Below are 22,975 nucleotides of genomic sequence, written 5' to 3'. Positions count from 1 at the left end.
TATTGATTGATCCGGGTTTAAGGTCGATGCATGTTCTGGTCAGCCGCTAGGCGGGAGTTGAGGTCGCGTGTTCCGGGAGACTGAAGGTTGGGAGCGGTTGTAACCGTTTCAGAGCGGCGGGGATTTCAGAGCAGCACAGAATGCGCTCGATGCGCTCCTCTCGCGGGCGTAGGGTCCGATTGCGCTTGTGATGACGCGCATCCTCACTTCGCCGAGTATACGCATCCGCTCGTTAGCAATTTGTTGACCATAAGCTGGCTTTACTGAGCGTGATGGATGCGGAGGTTCCCGCACCTCGTCGAGTGTTTGGTGTGGGCGGGATTGTTCGTGTTGAAGTATCCACTGCAAGGATTATCGGGCGCAGCCCTGGGCGGAATTGCCACGCTCCTGTCGCGTGCGGAACGCTTCGCAGCGCAGACCATTCTGCCGGCTCTGTTTGCGCTGCCGGCACTTGTCGGTTCTGCATCATTTGCCTCAGCGGAAGATCGGGCCCTGAAGCTGTTCTTTACCCATACGGGCGAGAGGGCGACGATTACCTATAAGCGGGACGGAAAGTTCGATCCAAAGGGTCTTTCCCAGATCAATCGGTTTCTGCGCGACTGGCGAAGGAACGAGCCGACCCGGATGGATCCCCGGCTGCTCGACCTGGTCTGGGAAGTATACAAGCGCAGCGGCGGCAAGGACTACATCCACATCGTCTCCGCCTATCGTTCGCCCACCACCAACAACATGCTCCGCAACCGCTCGCGCATCACGGGCGTCGCCAAGAAGAGCCAGCACATGCTGGGCAAGGCGATGGACTTCTACGTTCCCGGCGTGAAGCTTTCGACGCTGCGTGCGCTTGCAATGCAGATGCAGGTCGGCGGTGTCGGATATTACCCTACCTCGGGATCGCCCTTCGTGCATCTCGATGTCGGCAATGTCAGGGCCTGGCCCCGCATGTCCCGGCAGGAACTCGCTCGAATATTCCCGAATGGGCAGACGATCCATCTCCCGGCCGATGGCAGGCCGCTGCCGGGATACAATCAGGCGGTTGCAAACTACAAGAAGCGCGGCGGCCCCACCTCGATCCAGATCGCCAGCAGCGCGGGAGAAGACGAAGACGTGAGCGCGTCGGCCAGGCCGAACGGCGACACCATAGACAATAAGCTCGTGACGGCGCTTCTGCCCGCGCCCAGAAGCCGAGCATTGAATGCGCTCGCGCTGCAAACCGGCGCGGTCGAGCGGGACGACAAACGGTCCGCGGGGGATGTTTCATCTTTGCCGATTCCGATACCGGCGATGCGCCCGCCCGCCCTCAAGCACGACGCGGGCGCAGATGACAAACTGGAGACTGCGTCGATCGGCCCAATTGATGTCCTTCCGGACAGGCCGGCGCCTGCATTGCCGGCCTACGCCCGCTTCGAACCCCTCCGTGTTGCACACCAGGCCTCCAAGCAGGGCGCTGATATGATCGCCTCTCTGCCCATGACCGCTTCCTGGGAAGAAGCAAGTTTCTTTGAATCGACGTCCGACGCGGCGCTGATGAAATGGGCGCTGCATTCTCCCGGCGAAGTAATGGGATTGAACGCGCCTCGCGTTTCCCCCCGCACGGTTCATCGTGAGGTCAATGTCGCGACGTCAGGTGAGGATATCATTCCGGTCGCCGCGACAGACCTGTTCGATGCGAGCCGGTTTGCGTCGCCCCCGGAGGGCTGACCTCAATCATCAAGGCTTGATACGCCGGACGAAGCCGGTCAGCCGCGCCAGAACGACCCGGTGAGAACCGGCTTTGCGATCTCGAAAAACCAAGCGCCCCTTGCCCAGCGCCAGACGACGGTTGTTCGATGTAACGCCTGCCGGGCTCGGGCAATCGACAGCAAGCCCAGCGTCACCACGAATGGCGGGAAGCCGAGATAAGCGTCCCGAACCAGAAGCGCTGTCGACTTCTATGACGACGTTTCCGCGCGCGCGAAATTCAGACCAAAGTCCGATCCACCCCCGGACTTCGTGCCCATACTAAACTGTCGATCGCTGTAATAACAATAATATATTCTCAAGTAACGAGGCGAAACGATGTGAGAAACGGGGTCAGCTTCATTGGATCGCATTTATGCGACGATTTCTACTTCGAAAATGATACCCAGAAACTGGCTGTTGTTGACAATCTTTGCACCGGACCTTTCGAAAATATAACACACATTCGGAACCCTCCTTTCCACAGGCAACCTCAGCTCCCTGGATCCGGAACTCGTTGGAGAGGTTCTCGATACCATGCCGATTCCTCCGATCGAACCGCAAATGGTCGCGGCCGTCTCATGGAACGGATGGTCGAGATTGGGCAGGTCACGATGATCGCGCGACGAACATCTGTAGCATCCGGTCCGGCCCGGCTGCTCGTTGTCGAGCGCAGCTCGTCAGAAACACCTTAAAGTGGTTACTTTTAACAATTGACATCAATAAGTGAGTAATTCTTAGAACTCTTCTAAATAATTGTCATGCATTACAGGTGATGCTAATAAGCAAACAGCTTAATCTCAAGTCACGAGGCACGAAGCAATGAAAAGCGTATTGATTTCTGGCGGGGCTGGCTTCATCGGATCCCACTTGTGCGATCGACTTTTGCTGAGGAAGGACGTCCAGAAGCTAGTCGTTGTTGACAACCTCTGGACCGGGCTTTTCGAAAATATCGCGCACATCCGGGACCCCCGTTTCCACTTCGTGAAATCTGATGTCGAGACGCTGCAGACCTCGGATAAGTTCGACGAAATCTATCACCTTGCATCCCCCGCATCGCCGCCGTGGTACATGAAGGAGCCGAAGAGAACGATCTCCGCCAATCTTCTCGGGGCATTCCGGTTGCTCGACTTGCTGAAGAAGGGCGGACGTTTCGGTTTCACCTCCTCTTCCGAAGTCTATGGCGATCCTCTGGTGTCGCCGCAGCCGGAATCCTACAAGGGTCAGGTCGACTGCACCGGACCGCGCTCGTCCTACGACGAAAGCAAAAGGTGCACTGAGTCGCTGCTGTTCGAGATGCAGCGTACCCAAGGGCTCGACGTCAAGATCGTTCGCCCCTTCAATATCTATGGTCCCCGGACACGCTCCGACGATGGGCGCGCGGTCTCCAACTTCATCACCCAGGCGCTTTCGGGTCGCCCGATTACCGTGTTCGGTGACGGTCTTCAGTCACGCAGTTGGGGCTATGTCGATGACGTTGTCGATGGTTTCGCGCGATATTTCTGGATAAATGAAACCGACTATAAGGGGCCTCTGAACGTCGGCAATGATCGCGAGATTTCGGTTCTCGAGGTCGCGCAATATGTCTCCAGGCTCGTTGGCGGCGTGCCGATCGTCTTCGAGCCGTCACCACCGCAGGACCCCACGAACAGACGGCCTGATTTGACCAATGCGCACTATGTCATGCCCGAATGGTCGTGCAACATCACCTACGAACAGGGCGTGGCGATGACTCTCGACTGGTTCAGGGACCAAATGAGGCACGCCGCGGAATAAACTATGACTTTCGAGATTCTCGTCCCAGGTGCAGATGGCGTATGTTCACGACGTGATTGAGAGAGTGATGATGCGGGAACCACTTCCGTCCGATCTGAAGGATATAAGTTTTCTCATATCGATTCACTATCTTGATCTCGCCACCTCTCACCGTGATGCCGTTTCGCTCCTGGTCTCCGATGGGCTCGTGGTCTTCCTGTCGGATGGTCTTCCCGTAGGACAAGCCTAATCGAAAGGCCTGAGACGGCGGCGGCACTCGCCGAGCGTGCCGTACTCGACAGCCGGAACTGCCCCACGGCAGGCGCATCGGCATGAGCGCGGTAGGGCGTCTGAACCTGGCACTCGGCCGCAGCAGCGTCGGCCGCTACGATTTGGTCGTATTGTCATAGAGTGCTGAACTCAGTTTCGCCTGCATCCATTGGACGTGCTGTTCGATTATATGCGCGCGGAAACCGGGGTTATTGAGGGTGTTCAATGTGAAGTCGGACAAATGCGGGGGGACGTTGTTCGGCTGAATCTGCCATTCGGCAAGCGCCACAGGAAGATATCCGCGTATTGCCTGGCCGTTCAGCCACGGACGGAGATGCCGTGCGTCCCACGGTTCGGCGCCGATCTGGTGACCCATGTCGCCGACGGGTACCGTCCCATTCACGATACGAGCAGCGAGGGGTCGGCGTTCCGCCAGCATAGCTTCGGCTGCCTCAAGGCCTTGGTCCAGATTGATCTCGAGCACCTCGATTTCGTCAGCGGAAGCTGTCGGATCCGTCGGAAGCCGCCAATCCTCACCCAAAACTTCCGCGGCGCCGCGAAGATAATGATATCCATTGAGCTGTCGCTCTACCTTCTCATAGAGCCTGCGAAGGCCAGCCTTTTCCAACATTTGGAGGACGCGGGGGCCAGCCTTGACGAGGGGGTCAAGGACAGAACCGGCGCGGGTAGCGATGATCCTTTGCAGACGTTTTTTCCGCCCCTTTTTTCCGGCAAACCGATGGATCTCGAGCCGCCGCTGTATGTCGGGGTGCTTGCGAGCCATCAAGGCATCGGAGCGTCCCTCTTGATGCCTGCGCACCATCTTTCCGGTCAGTGTCGCCGTCTGATGTTCGAGATGATAGCCCAATGCGTCAGGAGCAAAACGAATTGGAACTCCCTTTTTGATCAGACGCAAACCAAATTCGAAGTCTTCTCGTGCACGGGCGAATTGAGGATCGAGGCCGCCCATTGCGTGAAATAGTTCCGCATCCAGCGAAAGGTTTCCTGTCAGCACATCGGTAAAGGCGAACTGATGTCCAGGGAGGGACACGCGCTCGAAGTGCCTCGTCCACCATGCGCGCGCGCTGAGGCGGAAGCGGTCCCTTGCAATGTGCGGAAGTGGCGGATAGGGGCCCATCACTACGCCCCCAGGGTGGCGCTGATGTTCAACGACGTGCGCCCCAACGAAGTTTTCCCCGGGCTCAATGTCGTCATCAAGGAAGATCAATAAACGGCCGCTCGCGACCTGCGACCCCGCATTGCGGGCGAGTGCCGGACCGACGCCCGGCAACGACAGGGTACGAAGCGGAACGCGGGTACGAAGCGACGCGAGCATTGTCGACGTGTCGTCCTCACACCCGTCAGCCACAACCAGGACTTCGAACGCTGGGGTCCCATCTCGCTGGGCGTCGAGCTTGCCCAGAAGCGATCTCAGCATGGCAGCACGATTATGGGTTGGTATGATAACGCTGATGTCAACCACGCTTATGCCCTGCCTTCACTGCTCGCGCCCGCGCCCTCAGATAACGAACCGGGCCGCTCGCAGCCCCTCTGAACTGGGTTAAGGCGTCGTTGTAAGGCAGGCTGAATTGGTGTGTCCGTCGAGGTTGAAACAATCGCCGAAAAAGCCTGATGTACGAACGAACCATGCGAGGGAGCGCACGCGGGTTTCCCTCGAACACGAGGGCCTTCGTCAAGATGGCGAGCGATGCAGCCTCGTAGCCATACATCTGCTGCTGCAGTTCCTTGCTTGAGCGACGATGGCGGTGCCAGTTCAGAGCTTCGGGATCGTAGATGATCCGATACCCGGCTTCGAGCACGCGCCGGAACATGTCTGTGTCGCCACCAGCCAGACTTAGTGTTCCAGCGTCGAGGGCCTCGTCGAACCACCCCACCACGTCAACCATCGTTCGGCGCAATGCCATGTTGACACCGGCACCCGCATGCCATCCGGTGAAAGGGTCCAGGTTGTGGGCGTCATAGACCTGACGCCTGAAACCACGGCAAAAACCGCCAAAATGTTGAAAGGCGATCTGCGAGTCCGTTTCCAGCTCGGACGCCATAGTAAGGCCGGTTACGGCCAGCACCAGGGGGTCCTCGAAATTGCGAAGCAAGGTTCTAAGCCATAGCGGGTCGGGGACCGCATCGTCGTCGATGAAGGCGACGACGTCTGCTTCTGTGTTGCGAAGGGCAGTATTGCGCGCGACGTCAAGACCAGGACGCGGCTCGCGCAGATATCTCACAGTATCGAAGCGCCCGACTAAATCTCGCGTGGCCTCGTTCGATGGGGCATTGTCGACGACTAGAATATCGGCCTTATCGGGCATAGCCAAAAGCCCGGTGAGGCAGCGCTCCAGATCTTCGGTACGATCGCGCGTGCAGATCACGACGGAAGCTTTCGGCAGCTGATTTGGAGTCGGCGACGGGTCAGGGAGGGCCAGCCGATGCCTCAGCCAAGCCTCGAACACCGACGAACTGGCCGCAGACAGAATCCGATCCTTAATTGGCGTCTTGCCGCCATCGGTGTCGAAGGCGATCACAGCTTGGCCGCACGGACGACCGGCGACCCGGATCAGCACAAGTGCACCCTGATAGTCACCAGTCGGCCCAAAATCTGGCGGAAGGTCAAGAATGTCGATGTCTCGGACCGCAAGGCGCATCAGGAGTTCGGATCCAAGCTGTGCTGCCCCAATGAGCCGTGGTCCGGCGAGGTCGCGGTGGGGCGCGACTGCACCTGCTGCCACTGTGTCGGGGGATTCAGCATACCCTTTCTTGGGCCGGGGCCGGTCACGGCGAGAGGATAGACTTCAGCATGATAATCGTAAACCTGCTGCCAGTCTGCCGAAAAAAGGCCCACCGTAACGCGATAGTCGCCTGGCGCCAGGTCGATACGATTGAGTGTTGTTTCGATGCGCACCGTGTCCGTATCTACGAGAGGGGCGAATTCGGCCAACTTGCTGTCGGTCTCGAAGCAGCACGTATCGTCCGCCGCATAGATGCCGATGACGATAACGGCGTTGCGATCTCTGGTGGCGCCCACATAGGTCAGTGAAATCGACAGCCGGTCGCCCGCAACGATGGTACTTGTCGACATGCCTTGCTCGTTCAGCAATGCTACGGCTGTGATCTGGAGTTCGCCATTGCCGAACCGGCTGACTTGCGGCACAAGCTCGACGGGCAATTTTGTAACGCCGAACGGTTCGTGCTGGACACTGGCGACCTTCGCCTCGACAGCCGAGGTATAAAGTGGGAGCATTTCGTCGATTGGTCCGTAGCCCACGACGCGTCCGCCTCTCAGGAACAGCACGTAGTCGCAGATTTCTCTTACCTGCGAGACGTCGTGTGACACGAAGAAGATAGTGGCGCCGTCGTTCAGTATCTCCTTCACTCTTGCAATGCACTTCTGCTGGAAGGCTTGGTCGCCTACGGCGAGGGCCTCATCGATAAGCAAGATGTCCGGGCGCACATGGACTGCCACGGCGAATGCCAGGCGCATGCGCATCCCGGTGCTATAACTGCGAACCGGGTTCTCAACGGCCGCCTCCAGCTCGGCGAAGGCTACAATCTCGTCAAACCGCTCGGCAACCTCGGTCCGCCGCATTCCCGCGATAACACCCAGCAGGAAGATGTTCTCGCGCCCCGTCAAATCGTCGGTCAAGCCCGCCCCGATGTCGAGCAAGGCGCCAATTCGACCCATCACCTTGATCTGCCCTTCGTCGGGACGACCGACGCCGCCGATCAGACGCAGCAAAGTGGACTTCCCGGCCCCGTTTAGCCCGACCACGCCGACAGCTTGCCCTGGCGCAACCGCGAAGCTGATGTGGCGCAGGCCCCAAAAGCTTTTCGACGGCACCACGGACCGTCCGGACAAAAGGTAACCCTTCAACGTGGTGGAGCGTGCACCCTCTTGCGCACGGTAGCGCTTGCCGACGTCGTGGACGATGATGGCGCCTTGTCTCATAGTTCGTCCACTAGGCTTGCGCTGCCACGCTCGACCAGCCAAATTCCAGCAAATAGCATCGGCAAAGAAATCAGCGCAGTCTTCCAATAGATATCAACGGGAGGCCACGCGTGTTCGACGAAAATGGCGCGGTAGCCCTCGAGAATCCAGGCCATCGGGTTCAAGGTGTGAATTAACGCCATCGGCTCACTCGCCTTAAGTGGGCTGTAGAACACGGGTGTCAGGTAAAAACCCAGCATCAAAACTACGCCTACCAAATGTTGAGTATCCCGGAAGTGGACATGCGCAATCGCAACAAGATAGGACAGGCCCATCGTGAATAGCGCCTGCGCAAGGAAGACGAGTGGAAGTGCGACGACGCTCAAAGTCAGGCCCCCGGTCTCGATAAACGAGATGATGAAGAGGAGTGGCAGAGCGAGCAGAAGGTGCACTGCTTGTGTGATGACTGCGACAACAGGAAGTATGCCGACCGGAAAGCCCGGCCGGCGCACCAGTTCGCTGCTGCCGGTTATGGAAGTCGTCGCTGCGGGTACCGCAGTGCTGAGCCAACCCCAGGCCAACACGCCGGAAAAGACGAAAGTGGTGTAATGGGGAATATCTAGGGGCAGAACGTGACGAAAGATCAGCGAAAAAACCAGCAGTTGGCTCAATGGCCGCATCAAGGACCAGCCGAGGCCAATTGCGGACCGTTGATATCTCATCTTCAGATCGCGTGCCAGAAGTTCTAACAGCAAATCGTTCCATTGCAGACAGATGTGGATCAAGGACTTCCACTGATCACGGCGCCAGTATTGGTCCCGTCGCTTCGCGCGATCAAGCGCATCATCCTTGAGTTGTTCAGGCATTTCGGCTCACTTTTGCCACCGGTTAAATACACCTTGCCTCAAAGTAGTAAAGATCATCATACTCGCGAACTGACACGGTACACTAGCGTGATCGTTATCGTAGGAAGCAACAATTATGCCGATGGTTTCCATCATCACACCGGCGCATGGAGCGGAAACAACGATTTCTTCGACTTTGGAGAGCCTGATAGCGCAAAGTCATCCCGACTGGGAATGCTTCATCATTGATGATGGTTCAACCGATCAGACCGCTGAGATCGCGGACCGTTTCGCGGCTCGGGATACGCGCTTCCGTGTGCTACGGCAGGAGCAGAGCGGCGTTTCGGCTGCTCGCAATGCGGGCCTGGCACAGGCGAAAGGCGACTGGGTCGTCTTTCTCGACTCAGACGACGCGCTGGCACCCTTCCATCTCGAAACCATGCTGAATCACACACGAACTTTGCCGCAGGCCGACATTCTGCATTGCGGTTGGCGCCGTCTGAAAAATGGTGCTCCCTGGTGGCAGTCTCACCCCGCAGTAAAAATGGACAATCCGTTTGCCGAAACAGCGCGCTATTGCCCCTTCGCGATCCACGCCGCCTTGCTTCGCCGGTCCCGGCTTGCAGAAGTCGGCGGCTTCGATCCAGAGATGAAAATGTGCGAGGATTGGGACCTGTGGCAGCGTCTCGCTCGAGCTGGCGCCGAATTCGCGCCGGTCGAAGGCCTGATGGCTGACGTTAGCGTAGCGGCCGGTTCGCTGTCGTCAAACAGGGTTAAGCATCTCGATTTTGGTCTTCAGGTGATCCGGCGCGGCCACAATTCCGATCCGCGCATTGCCTATCCGGTGCCGGCGCTCGCCCAGGGAATAACAAAAGCTGCTTTGGGAATGGCGTGCTGGTATCTCGCGATCTGGCTTGTCGGCGCCTCAATAGGTCAGGGCGACAATCCTGTCGAACTGCTTGACCGGGTGGCAGAGCCTATCCCACCTGACGCCGATGTCTACGCGTTCTGCGCAATAATGATAGACGGGATTGTGGTCGGCGCCTTCCCCGACGAGCCGATCTGGCCCGGACTCTGGTCGAAGATCCAGGACAAGCTTCCGGACCTAGAGGCTTGGCTTGATCGGCATGCTCCCCAAGAAGCTTTTGGTTCCCTGTTGGTTCGTTCACTGGAGCGAAAGGTCGCTGACCAGCTGCCGACCAACGTGCCCACCACGATCGGGAGAACAAGGATACAGCCAATTGATTTGGATCAACCTATCGTCGACCTTATCTTGCCCGGCATTGAGCGGTTGCGCTGTTGCATCTGGCGAGGTTCGACGCTGCTGGGGCAACTGGAGTTTGTTGTCTTCGGAGCAATCGAAGCGGATGCTATACGAAATCGACTTAGGAGGGAGTTCGGCCCGGAGTTCGACGATCTGAACCACCCAGCAGCAGCTTTGTTGGCAGAAGATGGCTTCGTCAATCTTTCTGATCAGGATGACGGGCGCGCCGCCGCCAGCATGGCAGCGCCAAGCTACAGCGGAGTAGCTCAACAGGTGCTGAAGCTCATGGCGAAAGTATCATATTGGGCCGAAGCAAAGACAGTAACGGGTTGGTGGAGCAAGAAAGAGCCGACACCAACACGTGTCGACTCGATATCAGGCATGGCGCACGCCGGGCGCGCCGAATTCGATCGAATCGTTGAAGAGGAAAGCCAGCGGGCGGTTGCAGCCTCAACGCAGATGTCCATGGAGATGCCGTCGAAAAAAACCGGCCCAGTGGGCGATGAGGTGCCGAGATACGATACGGAGGCGTACTGGGAGGAGCTGTTTTCCCAGGTAGACCCTTGGGACTACCGAAACAACTATGAGACTGTGAAATATCTTCAAACACTCTCGTTGTTGGACGATCGGCGCTTTTCAAACGGCCTTGAGCTGGCCTGCGCGGAAGGAACCTTTACACGGATGTTGGCCCCCCGCGTCGACAACCTGCTGGCGACCGACATTTCGGCGTCGGCAGTCGCTCGAGCGGCCTCGCTTCAGGACCATGGTTCCGCGGTAGCCTATCGGCAGTTGGATCTTTTGAGCGACGCGCTAGAAGGGCCTTACGATCTCATCGTCTGCAGTGAAGTTCTGTACTATTTCGAGAACAGAGAAAAACTCCAGCAGATAGTCGATAAGATTGCGGGCAGTCTTCGCACGGGTGGTTGGTTCGTTACTGCCCACGCCAACCTCCTGATTGATATGCCGCATGAGACAGGATTTGGGTGGCCGCATGAATTCGGTGCGGTTGGCATAGGTGAGATGTTTGACCAGCATCCGGATTTAACTCTCTCGGTCGAAGCCAAGAGTCCGCTCTATAGAATCCAAAGGTTCGAGAAGGTGGAGCACGGGGGCTTCCTTGAGCCCACACGCGTGGAAGTAAACACGGCGCAGCCCTTGCCTCTTCAGGTCGCCAGCCAAGTACGCTGGAGAGGGGGGCAAGTTGTGGAAGCGGCCGCCGACTGGAACGATGTCCCGATCTTGATGTATCATCAGGTTTCGGACGACGGTGCTGAACAGCTTGCTCGATACCGCCAGTCTCCGGAGGCTTTCGAAACTCAACTGGCCTTCCTGCGCGACGCCGGATGGCGCGGGATGACTTTGGATCGGCTGCTTGCTTGTTTCGATGAAGGTGCCAAACCGCCCGAAAAGACATTAGTTCTGACCTTTGACGACGCTACACGCGATTTCATGACGCATGCCCTCCCACTGCTCCATCGATACGGCTTCCCATCCTCACTCTTTGTCCCAACCGATCGGGTCGGCGGCTCGGCAATATGGGATTCGGCCTATGGATCGCCAGCTCCACTGCTAACTTGGGAGGAACTTGCGGCAGTCGCGAACAGCGACGTGACGCTGGGCGCCCACGGTGTCCGGCACGTGCGTTTATCTGCCCTGGCACCGGAGAGCCTATTGCGAGAGCTTGCTGGCTCCAAAGCAATGCTTGAAAAACGTCTAGGTCGAGAAGTGCTGGCGGTCGCTTATCCGTACGGCGACTTCGACCCCGCTATCCGGGACATAGCCGAACAATGTGGTTACCGGATCGGGTTAAGCTGCGTCGGTGGCACGGTGCGGGCGGATGCCGATAAGCTCGCATTGAAAAGACAGGAGGTCTTTCGCGGGATCAGCCAGTCAGAGTTTGCAAATCTGCTATTTGGCTGAGACAAGAATGGGGGGGGCCACCGTCCAACCCGCATCGTACTTTGTTCCTAGAGCAAAGCGATGATTGGGATTTGGAGAGAAATAAGGTTCCTGCTTCAGCCATGACCGGGCCTTTTTCTTGAGGCTCTTCATTGCCTTTGATCTCGCGTCAACCACAAGCATCTTGGCGGCAATTGGCTTATCATGTCGCGACATGGTAGCCACAAGTCCGATGAGCGCGCGGTATCGGCCTTGTTCAACCGCCCTCTGGGCGAGCCACCGGCCGCAGCCGCGTAGGCCGGCCCGGATTGCAAAGCCCCTTTCCGGGTGTCTTTTTAGCATTTCATCCGCGACCAGAATCCAGGACCGAAGCATTCGCGTGAGGTTGGCTGACATGTTGTCGGGGGTTTGGCGATAGCCGACAAGATGATCCGGCACCACTACAAAATGCGAGAGTTCAGCGGCAAGGCAGTAGAAGAGATAATCTTCACATCCCTGCGCCTCGCGCTGTTGGAGTGAGGAGTCAAATCCTCCCGTCGCGTCGAGGACATTCCGTCGTACGAGTGGCGAGCTTCCATTTCCGATGAAGTTTTTGGCAAGTACTTCGTCGAGCACATCTCCCTCGACAGAAATCTCATTGCTCCGGTAAATGACGTAATTCTTGTGGTCGATCATCGCATACCACGTGTAGACTAGCCCAACTTGTGGGCCGCCTGTCTCCAATGCCACCAATTGTCGCTCAATTTTATCAGGTGACCAAAGGTCATCAGCATCTAGGAATGCCACTAGGTCGGCAGGGGTGGAGCGCCAACCCGCATTTCGAGCAGCAGCTACGCCTGAATTTCTTTGTTTCAATATTCGCACGCGCGGATCAATTTTAACGATTTCTTGCGCAACAGCCAGGGTATCGTCCTTAGAACCGTCGTCCACCACGACGATATCGAGCGCATGATGCGTTTGATTGCGAACGCTGCTGATTGTTTCAGCCAGAGTTCGTTCCGCGTTGTAGGCCGGGATTACAACAGCAACAGTTACTTCACTTCTTGCCGATTTCTTCAAGCTCTCAACTCCGAAGTCCACACGATCGCAAGGAAGTTACACCAAGATGGACGTTTGAGTTTCAATAAATGGAGCAATGGTTATTCGACAAAGATATTTCTAGCCAGCAGCTGTTCGTAGTCGATAGATTGCCGGTGCAAAAGTGACGCGCGCCGCCAAAAAGACGGTTGTCATCTACCTGTGAGGAAGCTGGTCCGTATCCATCGGTGCACAGCTGTGATTGCCAGCTTTCTTGCCGGGTGCTTCCAGCGATCGCTGCAGCAGCCCGAAATCCGGCCGCCCCTCCTCGTCGAGCACAACTGCCCCGCCATCGATGATCATCAACGCCGGCCCCATGCCGATGCAAAACGCCCGGTCCAACGTCCATTCTGCAACCTGAATGACTTCGCCCGGCGAACCTCTATCCGTACGATCGCACTGCTGGCCCGATCCTCGCGACCTTCGTGCCGAAAACAACCCTGTAAGCCATCGATAATGAAACTCTACCAGCTTTTGTCGTCTGCTGCGCCCGCGCGTCGGCGCATCTTTATGCATTTTCAAAATTTGCCGCTTTGAAAGACTGGTCCAGCGCTGCGACCTCGCTCAGACACATTTATCATCATGGCCCAATGCTCGCCTCCGGCATCCTCACCAGATTGATCTTTACAAAAGCCAACAGAGCCTCACGCAGGGCGTTATCGAAAGTCTGGCCAGCGAGGGAACAAAAGCAAAAGAATCTCAGGAAATTCGACGAGATAGACCCGCTTCTCCCGTTGGTTGGCGGTTGGTCTCGCTTTAGAACGGAGGCATTGCTCAGCCGCTTGTCTGAGATCGATCGGTCTGGCGAATGCTCTGCGGCGATTTCGCAGGAGGCCTGACGACTATCTCCACTATTTTGTACTACAAAATTTTATATTAAAACAGAATAGTAATTGCTAAAAAATGGAGTAATCTACATAAAAACGAATTACCCCAATAATGAACTTCGACAATGTCGATTTTAACTGCAATCATACGTACGCACTGTGCAAGCATTCCTACTGGAGGACCCGCCAACCACCCCGGCGGGTCCTCAACTTTGCTTCCCGGCTGGTTGCCATAATGCGGTCGCCGTTCTCGCTGCATCAGCATAATTAGATCTTACTTGGATAGTGGTATCATGCTGTTGAGATCGGCTTGATCAGAAAATCCCCCATCATCGGCAAGTGAAGGTCAAAGCTCGGGTTCTTTTTTGTCAATATTTCGACCGGCGCTTCAATTCATCTCGGGGGTGTTTTCGGATCCGCAATGAATTGCAGAGACAGAAAGATTGTCATAAAGCCGAGATTATCATCCGGTAAAACATCATAAGTATCGATGCCACACGGAAGCATAATACCTCTTATGATTATCGGGATGAAACTCCTTAGTCATCTTATAATTGATTTTTAAATACAACCATTATCTGTAATTAATAATTTTACCTTTTGATAAAATTTTACTTTCTAAAGTCAGTTACAGATACAAACTTATTGTGCCTAAAGTTTCAAAAGCATCGACATTACCTTCGACGCCGGAACAGAAGATCTACCGACAGCCACTTCCCGCCCCGGGGCTCTCAACGACCCGGCAACTGCCTTCATCATTGGTGAGGTTGTCCCAGCCGATAGCCCAACAATCTCGGGATGATTGCGCGGGAAAAAGCTGCCGATGCAATTCAAGACTGCCGAACAAAAAGGTAATATATTGATAAATAAAGATATTTTCCAACTCCACGCGACCTGTACCGATCGATTCAGCCAACAGCATTCGGTCTGTCATTTCAAAGGTCGGCATATAAGCCTGCACTCGCCAATGGAAATATGACCCACAACCCGCGGCGCAGGACATACCTATCCCCTTTGGCGAGCCTCCCGATACGAAACAACCGATACGCTTGGGCGAAGTTGGTCAGTCCTGATTCAACACGCCAATAGCCTGTTTCACACCCCGACCTGTGTCGAAATGGTCGCACCTCGCCAACGAATTAACCCTTCATAAAGCATTTGCTTGCTCAACTTATAATTTGTGTCATGGTCACTGTAAGTAGTGAGGGAGCCGACCTGATGAGTGATATAGCATCGCAGATTCCGGAATTTGGTTACGATGAGCGCGTGATGATCTGCCGGAAGCAGATCGAGAAGGCGGTCTATCAGTTCATTGCAAATACGAAGGTCGAGGGATGCGATCCGGCGGAAGTCGCAATGGCCATCGCAGACATCGCCGACGACTACATTCTGCTGCTGGCACAGAAGCGCAACCTGACCCATTAAGATGAAGGGTCGGTCGTCGAAAGGCTGGTCGTGCAGAAGACATTGAGTGCGAAATCGCGCCGCCTCCCTGCCCGGAGGCAACGTCAGTGAAGCCGCTTGCCCCTCGCTCGAAACCATCCGTGAGATGGATGTCGAACAGCTTCTGAATAAAGCGCCAGCGGCCGGAAACGAGCCGGGCTTCCCTAACCTACAATTGACACGAAACGCCGAACCATAGGCCCTTACCGGGCGTCCGTTTCAGCGCGTTGTCTCACGGCGATTGAAATAAACGGCTCCGTTCGATTGACGACTGCTTGGCTGCGCGCAACCACACGCATAACCCCGAAAATCGAAGCTGATTTTCGGGGTTATCGCGGGTTTGAAGTGGTGGAGCGTTCTCGGCGTGTCCGATCGGACGCGCCGTACTAATGACTTCTCACACTCACTTGCGGAACTGGAGAGCTCAATTCAGCCAGTTCCCTGGTCAACCCCTCCCCCACCTCCTGCTTCACGGCCTCGAGCGCAAGGTCGAGGCAATTCGTCGCGAACGGCAGTTTGACATCCTGAGCGACCTGTCGCGCATAGGCGATCATTCGCGCCAACGCGACGAGCTCTTCCAGACCGTCTTCCGCCCCTTGGTCTGCATCTATCTTGAAAACCGATGTCACGCCCATGCCCCATTTCTCCAATGAATTGAAGAAATGATACGCGTGTGGAGGTGATCCAGCCCGTGAAAAAAGCGTGACACAACCCTCGGTGACTATTGCCGGCTTCGGTTCACAATGCAGGGCGCGTCAGGAATGAGGTTTCGTGCAGTTTCCAGGGCAGATCGGCACTCGAGCGAATGTCACGGGCGTCCTGCACGGCTTTCAGCAACGCCAAGGCATCGATGCGTTTTTGATCGATGGCATTCGACAGTAGTACCGCGAGCAGATCCGTACGATCGCGCTCGGCCAGCCCTCCACATTGCTCGACGATCGATCGCCATGACCGCTTCTTGAAGAAGATCGCGCTTGCGGCATCTTCGAGCTCCTGGCGCACCCCACTTGGCAGCAGCCCGCGATCCACCATCACATCGAGCGTTGCGCTGACATTGACGAGCGGTACCGTCAGCGCTTTGCTGCCCAGCGCGCTCGGCGCGTGCGTGAGTGCGACGGCGGCATCGTCGACCAGCCGGCCGGTGCGATAATCTTCGAAAATGCGGCCGATCCCGATCATGCCGAACGGATGGCATTCCGCAGCGCGCAACGCGCCCATGCTTGCCGCCCCGAAAACCGCGACGCCCAGCGAAAGAGCATAGAGAATTTCCTTGTGCCAGACCGGTGCGGCATATTCGAAGCCGCCGTCAATCAGGCCGATGACATTGGCGCCCTGTTCCACAGCAGCCAGGACATCGCCTTGCGTGGCAGGCGGCAGGATGCGTATCCCCTCGCCGGCAAGCGACGCCGCATCGGGAAGACTGGGACCTGCGAAAATGATCTTCAAAACCCTATTGCCCTGGCAAGCGCCCTCGTTCCAAACCGCCGGGCGCGCTCCCCCTCCGGATTTTCGAGCTCGGGGATGACAATCTTGACGACGCTGAAGGGAAGCGTGTCCTCGCTGAGGCGCACGGCGATCACCGAAGCGATCCGCCTGTTTCTGAGCGCATCGAGCACATGCTGCAGCAAGTGCGCCAGATTTTGTTGCCGAAGTCCTGCCGCCCCGGCATTGCCGATGGCGGCAGCGGGCGGTGCGGCAACCGCATCGAAGGCCCGCCGCATCAGCGGCGGCAACGATCGTGAGAAAGTTGCGGGAGAAATATCGTCCCTGGCTCCACTGATATAGGTCAGCCGGGATTGCACGGCTTCCGTCACCGCCCGAATGGCCGCGCGCACGGGAGACGGATGAGCGCCGGTTCCGCCGGTTACCTCGACGAGGCGAATATCCCGGTGGCCCAGAATCGGATCTCCAGGGCCCAGCATGGCGGTGAAACAGGGGATCGCGATGTCGCTGGTGATATCGAAGAGCCTGAGCGCCAATCCCGATGTTTCGATCTTGTCGATCAGCCCGTCCAGGGCGCCGTCCTTAAAGCCGCGGGGATCGACGCAGCCGGCATAACGATCCGGTTCCGCGCCCACCTGCCACAGCACATGGGCGTCACGTTCGATACGCTCCAGGACGCCGTGGAAGATCGCCTCCTCGACATTGTTTCCCGATGCCAGGCCGTCCGACGACATCCAGTATCGCGCGTCACGTGTGCGGTCGAGCACCACCGCTTCAAAGGGGATATAGACCTCGCCGCCGGTGAGGATATCGACGCCGGCAACCCATTCCGTCTCCTCGTCCGGTCCGAGATCGGGTTTATGAAGAGCGGTGAGGCAGTTCAGCGTGTCGGTCTTGTGCCCCATTTCCTGCAGACGGGAAGAGGTGCCGCGGACGAGATCGACGGAGGGTTCGCCGGCAACCGCCCGTTCGAGGGCTTCCATGACAGTGGAGACTTTGGCATCGAGATCGGTCAGGCCCTTTCCCTGGGCAATCACGATCGAGCGGGAATTCGGAGCGTATGCGCACCAGACGGGGATGCCGATGTCGTCCAGTCCGGTATGTCGCGCAACCCTGGTAATGCCGAACCCGGCCAAAAGAGGTTCGACGCGGGAAAGGGTTTCCCGCGGCGACATGATCCTGTCGGAATATATGGACCGGCGCGTCAGAATGCCGGCTCAGCCGTCGACGTGACCGGAAAGGGCAACCTGCGCCGACGAAACCGCAACGGCGAGGTCGACGCCCTTGACGAAAGTGCCGCCGGCCTTGCGCAGGCCGTTTGCAGTCGCCAATTCCCCCGTCGGATTGAGAGGCTTGACCGTACCCGCGTCGAGATCGGCAAGCCAGAGACCCGCCTCACCAGGTATTCCTATAATAACAGCTTTTGCCATGTAACGCCCCTCAGCTATTGTTAAAAACCGGCCTTCAGCAGGCCCTCCCGATAAAGCTCTTTTTGCCAATCTTCCTTGAAGGGAACGATGGTGAGCCACTTCTCGACGTCGAAGACCGGGTTGATGCTTTCGGCTCGTTGCCGATGGAACAGCGCCCGTTTTCGATCGCCGATCATTGCGCAACTGGCCGCGGCGATGCGATGGGCCGGCGCCTTGTCTTTCATCGCCTCGACATAGGCGATGGCCTCCTCGTACTGTTCCAGGAAGAAGCTCGCTCCCGCAGCGCACCAGAGGTAGGCGTCAGGCGCGATCGGATTGAGCGAAATCGCTCTTCTGATCTTGGCGAGCGCGTCGCCAGGGCGGGATGCATGCACGAGCGTGTCGGCATGGCTGTAGATGACATCGGCAAAATGCGGGCTGAGTTGTTCCGCCAGATCAAGTGCGGCGACACTGGCATCGACATCGCCGAGATAGAGTTTGGTGACGCCAAGCTCGCGATGGCCCGCCGCCGAGGCCGGATCCCGCTCGATGGCCCGAAGCGCGTTCTGCTCCGCCAGATGCAGCAGCTCATTGTTACCCTGCGCCGTCACGAGCCACTCGCTGGTGAAGGTTCTCGCCAGCCCGGTAAATGACGGAGAGAAATCCGCCTTGTGCGACAGCGACTGCTTGAAAGCTTTTCGTGCCCGGCGGATATGCGGCAATGTCAATTTGCTCATCAGGCTCGAGCCGACCAGATAGGCGTGATAGGCCTCAGGATTGGCTTCGAAGCGTAAGCGCTCTTCCTCGTTTTCAGCCAGCTCGCGGGCCACCGACATAGTCAACTGCTGCGCAATCAGCCGTCTCTGACGCGGCAATATATCGGGCGTCATCGTAAAGCGATTGGCCCAGATGATCTCGTCCGTGGGAAAATAAACCAGCTGGGCGAACAATCCCTCTTCGGAAAGCCGTGTATCCAGAAGATAGGCGATCGAGTGACGGGCGACCACAGCAGCCTTCTCGGAATCGCGGCGGATCTGGCCGGCCGTATGGGGCGCTACGATGGAAATGTTTCTGAGCGCGCAGAGTTCGATCGTGACGTCTTCGATCAGGGCATTGGCAAGCGCAAGCCCGGCATCGGCATGTTTCGATGTCGGGGGAAGCAGCACCAGTCGAGGCAGGATCAGCGGCGCTGGCGACATGCGTTCGATGTCGGCAGTTGCCTCACCGCCGGCCTCGGAACGCTTCACCTGTACCCTGGCATGGCCGTCATCGTTCGGCAATCTTTCGCTGAGGGACGAACCGCCGGATAGCCGGTGCAGTAAGGCTCTGACCTGCTCGTCATTCGGATCCCGTTCGAGGATCTGCAGAGCGGCGCCGGAAATGGAGCGCGTAGCGCCGGGCTTTTGCGCATCCGGCAACGCGTCCAGCAGTGCCTGCCGCAACTGCAGCGCCTGAGCGTCCCGTTGGGCCCTGATCCAGGCGTCTATCAGCTTTGTCGCTGGTTTGATATTTCCGATGAACCCGCGCTGAGTTAATTCGGCGATTGCGTTCAGCCGCTCCAGCGGCGAACCGCCGGCGCGAAAAATATCCAGATCGCTGGAAACTGCCTGCGTGTTGAGACGAACCGTGGTGGCGGTGAAATCGAAGGGCAATTCGGCGCGCCCGCCGTCTGTCTCACGGATGCGGGAAAGCAGTTTGCGCAGATTGAGCCGCGCCAGCTCTGGTTCGACATCATTCCACAGAAACTGGGCCAATTCGTACCGGCTGAGCTCATGGCTCGCGCCGGCATAGAGATGGGCCATCATCAACAGGCCCTTGATCGGATAGCGAACCTGGTCGCCATTCGTCTCGATCAACCGCAGATCGCCAAATGTCTGCAGATGAAGCACGATCCATCCTCAGCTGTTCACAACCGAATCTTGCAACTCATTGTCGCTGTCAGACAATCCCGTGACTGCCAGGCTTTTGGCCAACGCCACCAGCTTTTGCCTGATATTCGGGTCTTCGATGGCGATGAATGCTTTGTTGAGCGCCAACCCCTCCTTCGAGGACAAAAAGCTGTTCAATTCATTCGTCGCGCCGTCGATCGGTCCGGCTCCGCCGTTCTCGAAGAAAAAGCCGATGGGCACGCGAAGAATCTCGGATATGCGCTGAAGACGGCTGGCGCCTATTCTATTCGTTCCCTTTTCGTATTTCTGGATCTGCTGGAAGGTAATGCCCAGAAGTTCGGCCAAGCCGTTCTGGGTCATCCCGAGCGTCTTTCGCCGAACGCGCACGCGGTTGCCAACATAAACGTCAATCGAATTCGGCGATTTAGCCTTCATGTGAATAAGTCTCCCGCTTTATCAGCACGCCCGGCTATATAATGGAGAGTTTAAGCAAGAATGCAACTAAAAGTAAATATTTCGTAAGGAATTTTTTCAGCAGCACACACAGTAAAAACAACCTGTGGATTATCGTAGCCAGCACCATCTGGCGCGGATGCGCATCGTGCTCTATCGCACCCGTCGCAGCGCACGAATGCCCTCCGAAATCAGTGTCGCTCCGACGCCATCTCTAAGAGGCTTTCGCGCAACGGCAATCATCGACTTGGCGAAAACGGGAATCCTTCCGACATATTCAAAATGAACATTGTCGAAGCCGGCATCCAGCAGCAGCGTGCTCAGCGTGTCTTTTGACCAAAACTTGATATGCCCATGATCCTTCAACGGCATGAAATGATCGTCCATTTTCCCCATCGCAGCCAGGGCCAGGTTCTTCAGATAACCGTGATAAGGCGTCGACATCACGGCGATGCCGCCCGGCTTGACGAGATCGTACATCGTCGAGGTGAAAGCCTGCGGATCGTAGACATGTTCGACGACTTCCAGGCTGATGACAGCATTGAAGGTGCCGTATTCCCTGGAAAGGTCGTCATAGGCCGAGCCGACATTCAACGGCAATTCGGGATAATTGACATTGGCCTTGGCGATGCCATCGCTGGAAGGATCGACGCCGACGACATAATATCCTTTTCCCGCAAGAGCCGCCGCCGCCCCGCCGGTACCGCATCCCAAATCAAAGACGTCGTTCTCGAGAGAACCGTCGAAATGGCTCTCCAGCAAGTCGACCACCGCGGGCAAGATATAGGCGTGCGCGGTTGTTGGTTTGGCGTGAACATAGGTGGTTGCGTTTAGCTCGACGGACATGTTCCTCCCCTCGGCGATTGCGCGGCAACCCTATCGAAGAATACGTCGAAAATTTGATTGAAATCCGCCAAATCACAAGGATAGTCAGAATATAATCTATAGTTTTATAGTGCAAAATAAAACTTTTGCGTGAATATTATTTATAAACATGATACGTAATAATATAGTTTGGCATTTTACCTAATAATACCAAGGAATACCCTAGAAAATTCAACGGAATCCATAATGAGAGCGAACAAAATATATGCAAAAGCGGACGATTCATAGGCCGAATGGCAAGATCATCCGCTATCTGCCATTGCGATTTCCCGCAGTTACATTGGAGATTGCCGATTGAAATGGTGTTACGGCGGCGGCGCCGAGATCTGTAGCCCCTGCCTGATGGCGAGGCACAAAGGTGCCCAATTGCCGACAAGAAGCCAAAGATATTTAACGGATAAATGTATACTGCTGGATTTAGACAGCCCGATCGAAACCCTTCTCGCGCCGGAGAAGACAAGCTTGCCCGATAATTCGTCGTCCGCAAATGCGAAACAGCCTGTGGGAAAACCGCGGATTCCCGTGGTCTTCTGGTTGCTGCTGACGATTTCCCTCTCGCTGATCATGGGAACGGTGCTGCTTTCCAACAACATGAAACACTTAAAGACGGTCAGCCATTATTTTGGCTTCGATCTCTTCCCCCAGGAGGTCACACCGCCTCCCCCCAAAGCCCTTCCCCGCCCGACACCACCGGCCACCTTCACGCTTCCATTGCATGTCATCGAACCGCCCGTGGTAGAGACCGCGTCGACTTTCCTGCGGACATGGCGGATATCCGGCGCCGCAATGTGTGCGGCGTTGCGCAATGCCGGCATCGAAACCAGCGATTGGGCGGCGGCGAGCTTCAACGCCGATACGTTCGAATGCTTTTTCGAGCGGAGCGGCAAGCGCGAGAAGGATCAGCTCTCGAGCTCTATCTTCGTCATCGTTCGCGGCGACGCCGCCGGCACGATCAACAATATGCGCGTGAAAATCATCAATCCCGAGACCGATGAAAATGGCCAGCTCGATTCCGGCATTCTGCGAATTTTCGAAATCATGCTGCGCCAGCCGCAATGGCTCGATTTTCACGAAACCCTGAACGCGATCACGAATCTGAAGGACATCAAGGAAGACGGCTTCGGAGCCGGTATCAGCTTCAGCCGCGAGGTTCTCAATCCCGGGAATTACAACTTCACGCTCTCGCTGGATGCAACTTCAGGACCTCAGAAAAGAACCAGAAATTATTTTTCCGGCAGAAGATGGCTGCCGTTGCCGGATCCCGCAGTCGAGACCGACAGCCCACAACCGGAATCAGTCTCCAAGCCTCCCCATACCGAAGCGCCGGCTGAAAGTCAGGAACATCGGCATTAGGTTCTTCGGCTTCATGCCACGCACGGACTGATCACGCCATGTAACTGGCATCGTCGTGATGTCTGGCCATTATCTTGTAGAGCTCTTTCAAACTGTCCGCACTCGGCCGTTCGGTACAGTCCCCACCCGCCAGACGCCAGACACGCTCGACATTGAGGTCCTGCGTGACTTGCGCAAGGTCTTCGTTCAGCGAGCGAATGACGACCTCCGATCGGCGCAACCGCCACGACATTCTGACCAGCGCTGCGAACGGGAGGAAAATGATGCCGATGATGCCGAGAACAAGGACTGCGAACTGCCAGTCATCGAGAACAGACAGACCGTTTCGAACGGCCGCCATAAAAAAACGGCATTTTGAAATGCCATGTGAAAATAGCTCATCAGATAGCTGGACCAATCTTCCATCACGAGCGCCCTCCCCGAGCGGTTTATATCTTGGAATATGCTGAAAAGTCTAGCAGACGCGAACAATATCCCCTGCCGGGAAAGTATATTTGAGGTTGTATT

Annotated in this window: 18 protein-coding genes and 4 pseudogenes; 7 read left to right on the top strand and 15 right to left on the bottom strand. The window is 56.6% G+C overall.

What is annotated here, in order from left to right:
- Nucleotides 1–321 precede the first annotated feature (321 nt).
- The 3 genes and pseudogenes from ACM5SV_RS22320 to ACM5SV_RS22310 all read left to right on the top strand — a co-directional run.
- Nucleotides 322–1,698 (top strand): DUF882 domain-containing protein, encoded by a 1,377-nt coding sequence (locus tag ACM5SV_RS22320; protein ID WP_409936793.1) that lies wholly within the window; start codon nt 322–324, stop codon nt 1,696–1,698.
- A gap of 840 nt (nt 1,699–2,538) precedes the next feature.
- The gene (locus ACM5SV_RS22315; RefSeq protein ID WP_012758588.1) at nt 2,539–3,492 is read left to right on the top strand and encodes an NAD-dependent epimerase/dehydratase family protein; all 954 of its coding nucleotides are present in this window, start codon (nt 2,539–2,541) and stop codon (nt 3,490–3,492) included.
- A 28-nt stretch (nt 3,493–3,520) separates the two neighbouring features.
- Nucleotides 3,521–3,836 (top strand): annotated as a pseudogene (locus ACM5SV_RS22310) (glycosyl transferase); the annotation flags it as partial.
- A gap of 20 nt (nt 3,837–3,856) precedes the next feature.
- Here the strand turns inward: ACM5SV_RS22310 and ACM5SV_RS22305 are convergent.
- Genes ACM5SV_RS22305 through ACM5SV_RS22290 form a run of 4 tightly spaced genes read right to left on the bottom strand, consistent with a single transcriptional unit; the run spans nt 3,857 to nt 8,547 of the window.
- The gene (locus ACM5SV_RS22305) at nt 3,857–5,224 is read right to left on the bottom strand and encodes a glycosyltransferase (RefSeq protein WP_113546065.1); all 1,368 of its coding nucleotides are present in this window, start codon (nt 5,222–5,224) and stop codon (nt 3,857–3,859) included.
- Complete coding sequence (locus ACM5SV_RS22300; RefSeq protein ID WP_222015907.1) at nt 5,217–6,401, bottom strand: glycosyltransferase family 2 protein; 1,185 nt, start codon at nt 6,399–6,401, stop codon at nt 5,217–5,219. Before ACM5SV_RS22300 ends, ACM5SV_RS22305 begins: the two co-directional genes overlap by 8 nt.
- The gene (locus ACM5SV_RS22295) at nt 6,401–7,702 is read right to left on the bottom strand and encodes an ABC transporter ATP-binding protein (RefSeq protein ID WP_222015905.1); all 1,302 of its coding nucleotides are present in this window, start codon (nt 7,700–7,702) and stop codon (nt 6,401–6,403) included. Before ACM5SV_RS22295 ends, ACM5SV_RS22300 begins: the two co-directional genes overlap by 1 nt.
- The gene (locus ACM5SV_RS22290; RefSeq protein WP_012758593.1) at nt 7,699–8,547 is read right to left on the bottom strand and encodes an ABC transporter permease; all 849 of its coding nucleotides are present in this window, start codon (nt 8,545–8,547) and stop codon (nt 7,699–7,701) included. Before ACM5SV_RS22290 ends, ACM5SV_RS22295 begins: the two co-directional genes overlap by 4 nt.
- Nucleotides 8,548–8,662: 115 nt before the next feature.
- Between ACM5SV_RS22290 and ACM5SV_RS22285 the strand changes: the two genes are divergently transcribed.
- Complete coding sequence (locus ACM5SV_RS22285; protein ID WP_222015903.1) at nt 8,663–11,710, top strand: trifunctional glycosyltransferase/class I SAM-dependent methyltransferase/polysaccharide deacetylase; 3,048 nt, start codon at nt 8,663–8,665, stop codon at nt 11,708–11,710.
- Here the strand turns inward: ACM5SV_RS22285 and ACM5SV_RS22280 are convergent.
- Both ACM5SV_RS22280 and ACM5SV_RS22275 read right to left on the bottom strand, forming a co-directional pair.
- Entirely contained in the window at nt 11,699–12,748 is a 1,050-nt protein-coding gene (locus tag ACM5SV_RS22280) for a glycosyltransferase family 2 protein (RefSeq protein ID WP_221967338.1), read from the bottom strand. The genes ACM5SV_RS22285 and ACM5SV_RS22280 overlap by 12 nt on opposite strands.
- 213 nt (nt 12,749–12,961) lie before the next feature.
- Nucleotides 12,962–13,084: pseudogene (locus ACM5SV_RS22275) on the bottom strand (ATP-dependent DNA ligase); the annotation flags it as partial.
- A gap of 137 nt (nt 13,085–13,221) precedes the next feature.
- On the opposite strand from ACM5SV_RS22275, the pseudogene ACM5SV_RS22270 reads away from it, so the two are divergent.
- A pseudogene (locus ACM5SV_RS22270) lies at nt 13,222–13,605 on the top strand (glycosyltransferase family 2 protein); the annotation flags it as partial.
- A gap of 688 nt (nt 13,606–14,293) precedes the next feature.
- On the opposite strand, the gene ACM5SV_RS22265 reads toward ACM5SV_RS22270, so the two are convergent.
- Nucleotides 14,294–14,542 carry a hypothetical protein gene (locus ACM5SV_RS22265; protein ID WP_128438247.1) on the bottom strand — a complete coding sequence of 83 codons (249 nt, stop codon included), beginning with the start codon at nt 14,540–14,542 and terminating at the stop codon, nt 14,294–14,296.
- 269 nt (nt 14,543–14,811) lie between these two features.
- On the opposite strand from ACM5SV_RS22265, the gene ACM5SV_RS22260 reads away from it, so the two are divergent.
- Nucleotides 14,812–15,018, top strand: coding sequence for a hypothetical protein (locus ACM5SV_RS22260; RefSeq protein WP_003542083.1), 207 nt, complete (start codon nt 14,812–14,814; stop codon nt 15,016–15,018).
- Nucleotides 15,019–15,422: 404 nt separating this feature from the next.
- Here the strand turns inward: ACM5SV_RS22260 and ACM5SV_RS22255 are convergent, their stop codons facing one another.
- The 7 genes from ACM5SV_RS22255 to ACM5SV_RS22225 all read right to left on the bottom strand — a co-directional run bounded on the left by ACM5SV_RS22255 (nt 15,423) and on the right by ACM5SV_RS22225 (nt 21,076).
- Nucleotides 15,423–15,671, bottom strand: coding sequence for a hypothetical protein (locus ACM5SV_RS22255; protein WP_017994913.1), 249 nt, complete (start codon nt 15,669–15,671; stop codon nt 15,423–15,425).
- A gap of 103 nt (nt 15,672–15,774) precedes the next feature.
- On the bottom strand, nt 15,775–16,482 hold the full coding sequence (locus ACM5SV_RS22250) for a TfuA-like protein (RefSeq protein ID WP_017994914.1): 708 nt from the start codon (nt 16,480–16,482) through the stop codon (nt 15,775–15,777).
- Nucleotides 16,479–17,654 carry a YcaO-like family protein gene (locus ACM5SV_RS22245; protein ID WP_017994915.1) on the bottom strand — a complete coding sequence of 392 codons (1,176 nt, stop codon included), beginning with the start codon at nt 17,652–17,654 and terminating at the stop codon, nt 16,479–16,481. Before ACM5SV_RS22245 ends, ACM5SV_RS22250 begins: the two co-directional genes overlap by 4 nt.
- A gap of 42 nt (nt 17,655–17,696) precedes the next feature.
- A complete protein-coding gene (locus ACM5SV_RS22240) occupies nt 17,697–17,909 on the bottom strand; it encodes a hypothetical protein (protein WP_003561841.1) in 213 nt (70 codons plus the stop codon).
- Nucleotides 17,910–17,929: 20 nt separating this feature from the next.
- Complete coding sequence (locus ACM5SV_RS22235; RefSeq protein ID WP_012758599.1) at nt 17,930–19,777, bottom strand: SARP family transcriptional regulator; 1,848 nt, start codon at nt 19,775–19,777, stop codon at nt 17,930–17,932.
- 9 nt (nt 19,778–19,786) lie between these two features.
- On the bottom strand, nt 19,787–20,212 hold the full coding sequence (locus ACM5SV_RS22230; protein WP_012758600.1) for a helix-turn-helix domain-containing protein: 426 nt from the start codon (nt 20,210–20,212) through the stop codon (nt 19,787–19,789).
- Nucleotides 20,213–20,383: 171 nt separating this feature from the next.
- Nucleotides 20,384–21,076, bottom strand: coding sequence for a class I SAM-dependent methyltransferase (locus ACM5SV_RS22225; RefSeq protein WP_222015900.1), 693 nt, complete (start codon nt 21,074–21,076; stop codon nt 20,384–20,386).
- A gap of 501 nt (nt 21,077–21,577) precedes the next feature.
- On the opposite strand from ACM5SV_RS22225, the gene ACM5SV_RS22220 reads away from it, so the two are divergent.
- Nucleotides 21,578–22,468 (top strand): DUF6030 family protein, encoded by an 891-nt coding sequence (locus ACM5SV_RS22220; protein ID WP_222015916.1) that lies wholly within the window; start codon nt 21,578–21,580, stop codon nt 22,466–22,468.
- A gap of 31 nt (nt 22,469–22,499) precedes the next feature.
- Here ACM5SV_RS22220 and ACM5SV_RS22215 read toward each other — a convergent pair.
- Nucleotides 22,500–22,939 (bottom strand): annotated as a pseudogene (locus tag ACM5SV_RS22215) (hypothetical protein).
- Between the last annotated feature and the right edge of the window lie 36 nt (nt 22,940–22,975).

It is taken from the genome of Rhizobium sp. CRRU65, assembly GCF_048551595.1.
In the GTDB taxonomy this organism is placed as follows: domain Bacteria; phylum Pseudomonadota; class Alphaproteobacteria; order Rhizobiales; family Rhizobiaceae; genus Rhizobium; species Rhizobium leguminosarum_J.
Note: the sequence above shows the minus strand (reverse complement) of the source record. Positions and strands in the feature narration are given on the sequence as shown.

What these genes read in the sequence shown, in the direction of transcription:
- ACM5SV_RS22230 (WP_012758600.1), bottom strand. Translation starts at nt 20,212, where the DNA reads ATGAAGGCTAAATCGCCGAATTCGATTGACGTTTATGTTGGCAACCGC.
- ACM5SV_RS22290 (WP_012758593.1), bottom strand. Translation starts at nt 8,547, where the DNA reads ATGCCTGAACAACTCAAGGATGATGCGCTTGATCGCGCGAAGCGACGG.
- ACM5SV_RS22285 (WP_222015903.1), top strand. Translation starts at nt 8,663, where the DNA reads ATGCCGATGGTTTCCATCATCACACCGGCGCATGGAGCGGAAACAACG.
- ACM5SV_RS22315 (WP_012758588.1), top strand. Translation starts at nt 2,539, where the DNA reads ATGAAAAGCGTATTGATTTCTGGCGGGGCTGGCTTCATCGGATCCCAC.
- ACM5SV_RS22255 (WP_017994913.1), bottom strand. Translation starts at nt 15,671, where the DNA reads ATGGGCGTGACATCGGTTTTCAAGATAGATGCAGACCAAGGGGCGGAA.
- ACM5SV_RS22240 (WP_003561841.1), bottom strand. Translation starts at nt 17,909, where the DNA reads ATGGCAAAAGCTGTTATTATAGGAATACCTGGTGAGGCGGGTCTCTGG.
- ACM5SV_RS22225 (WP_222015900.1), bottom strand. Translation starts at nt 21,076, where the DNA reads ATGTCCGTCGAGCTAAACGCAACCACCTATGTTCACGCCAAACCAACA.
- ACM5SV_RS22295 (WP_222015905.1), bottom strand. Translation starts at nt 7,702, where the DNA reads ATGAGACAAGGCGCCATCATCGTCCACGACGTCGGCAAGCGCTACCGT.
- ACM5SV_RS22245 (WP_017994915.1), bottom strand. Translation starts at nt 17,654, where the DNA reads ATGTCGCCGCGGGAAACCCTTTCCCGCGTCGAACCTCTTTTGGCCGGG.
- ACM5SV_RS22300 (WP_222015907.1), bottom strand. Translation starts at nt 6,401, where the DNA reads ATGCGCCTTGCGGTCCGAGACATCGACATTCTTGACCTTCCGCCAGAT.
- ACM5SV_RS22260 (WP_003542083.1), top strand. Translation starts at nt 14,812, where the DNA reads ATGAGTGATATAGCATCGCAGATTCCGGAATTTGGTTACGATGAGCGC.
- ACM5SV_RS22265 (WP_128438247.1), bottom strand. Translation starts at nt 14,542, where the DNA reads ATGCCGACCTTTGAAATGACAGACCGAATGCTGTTGGCTGAATCGATC.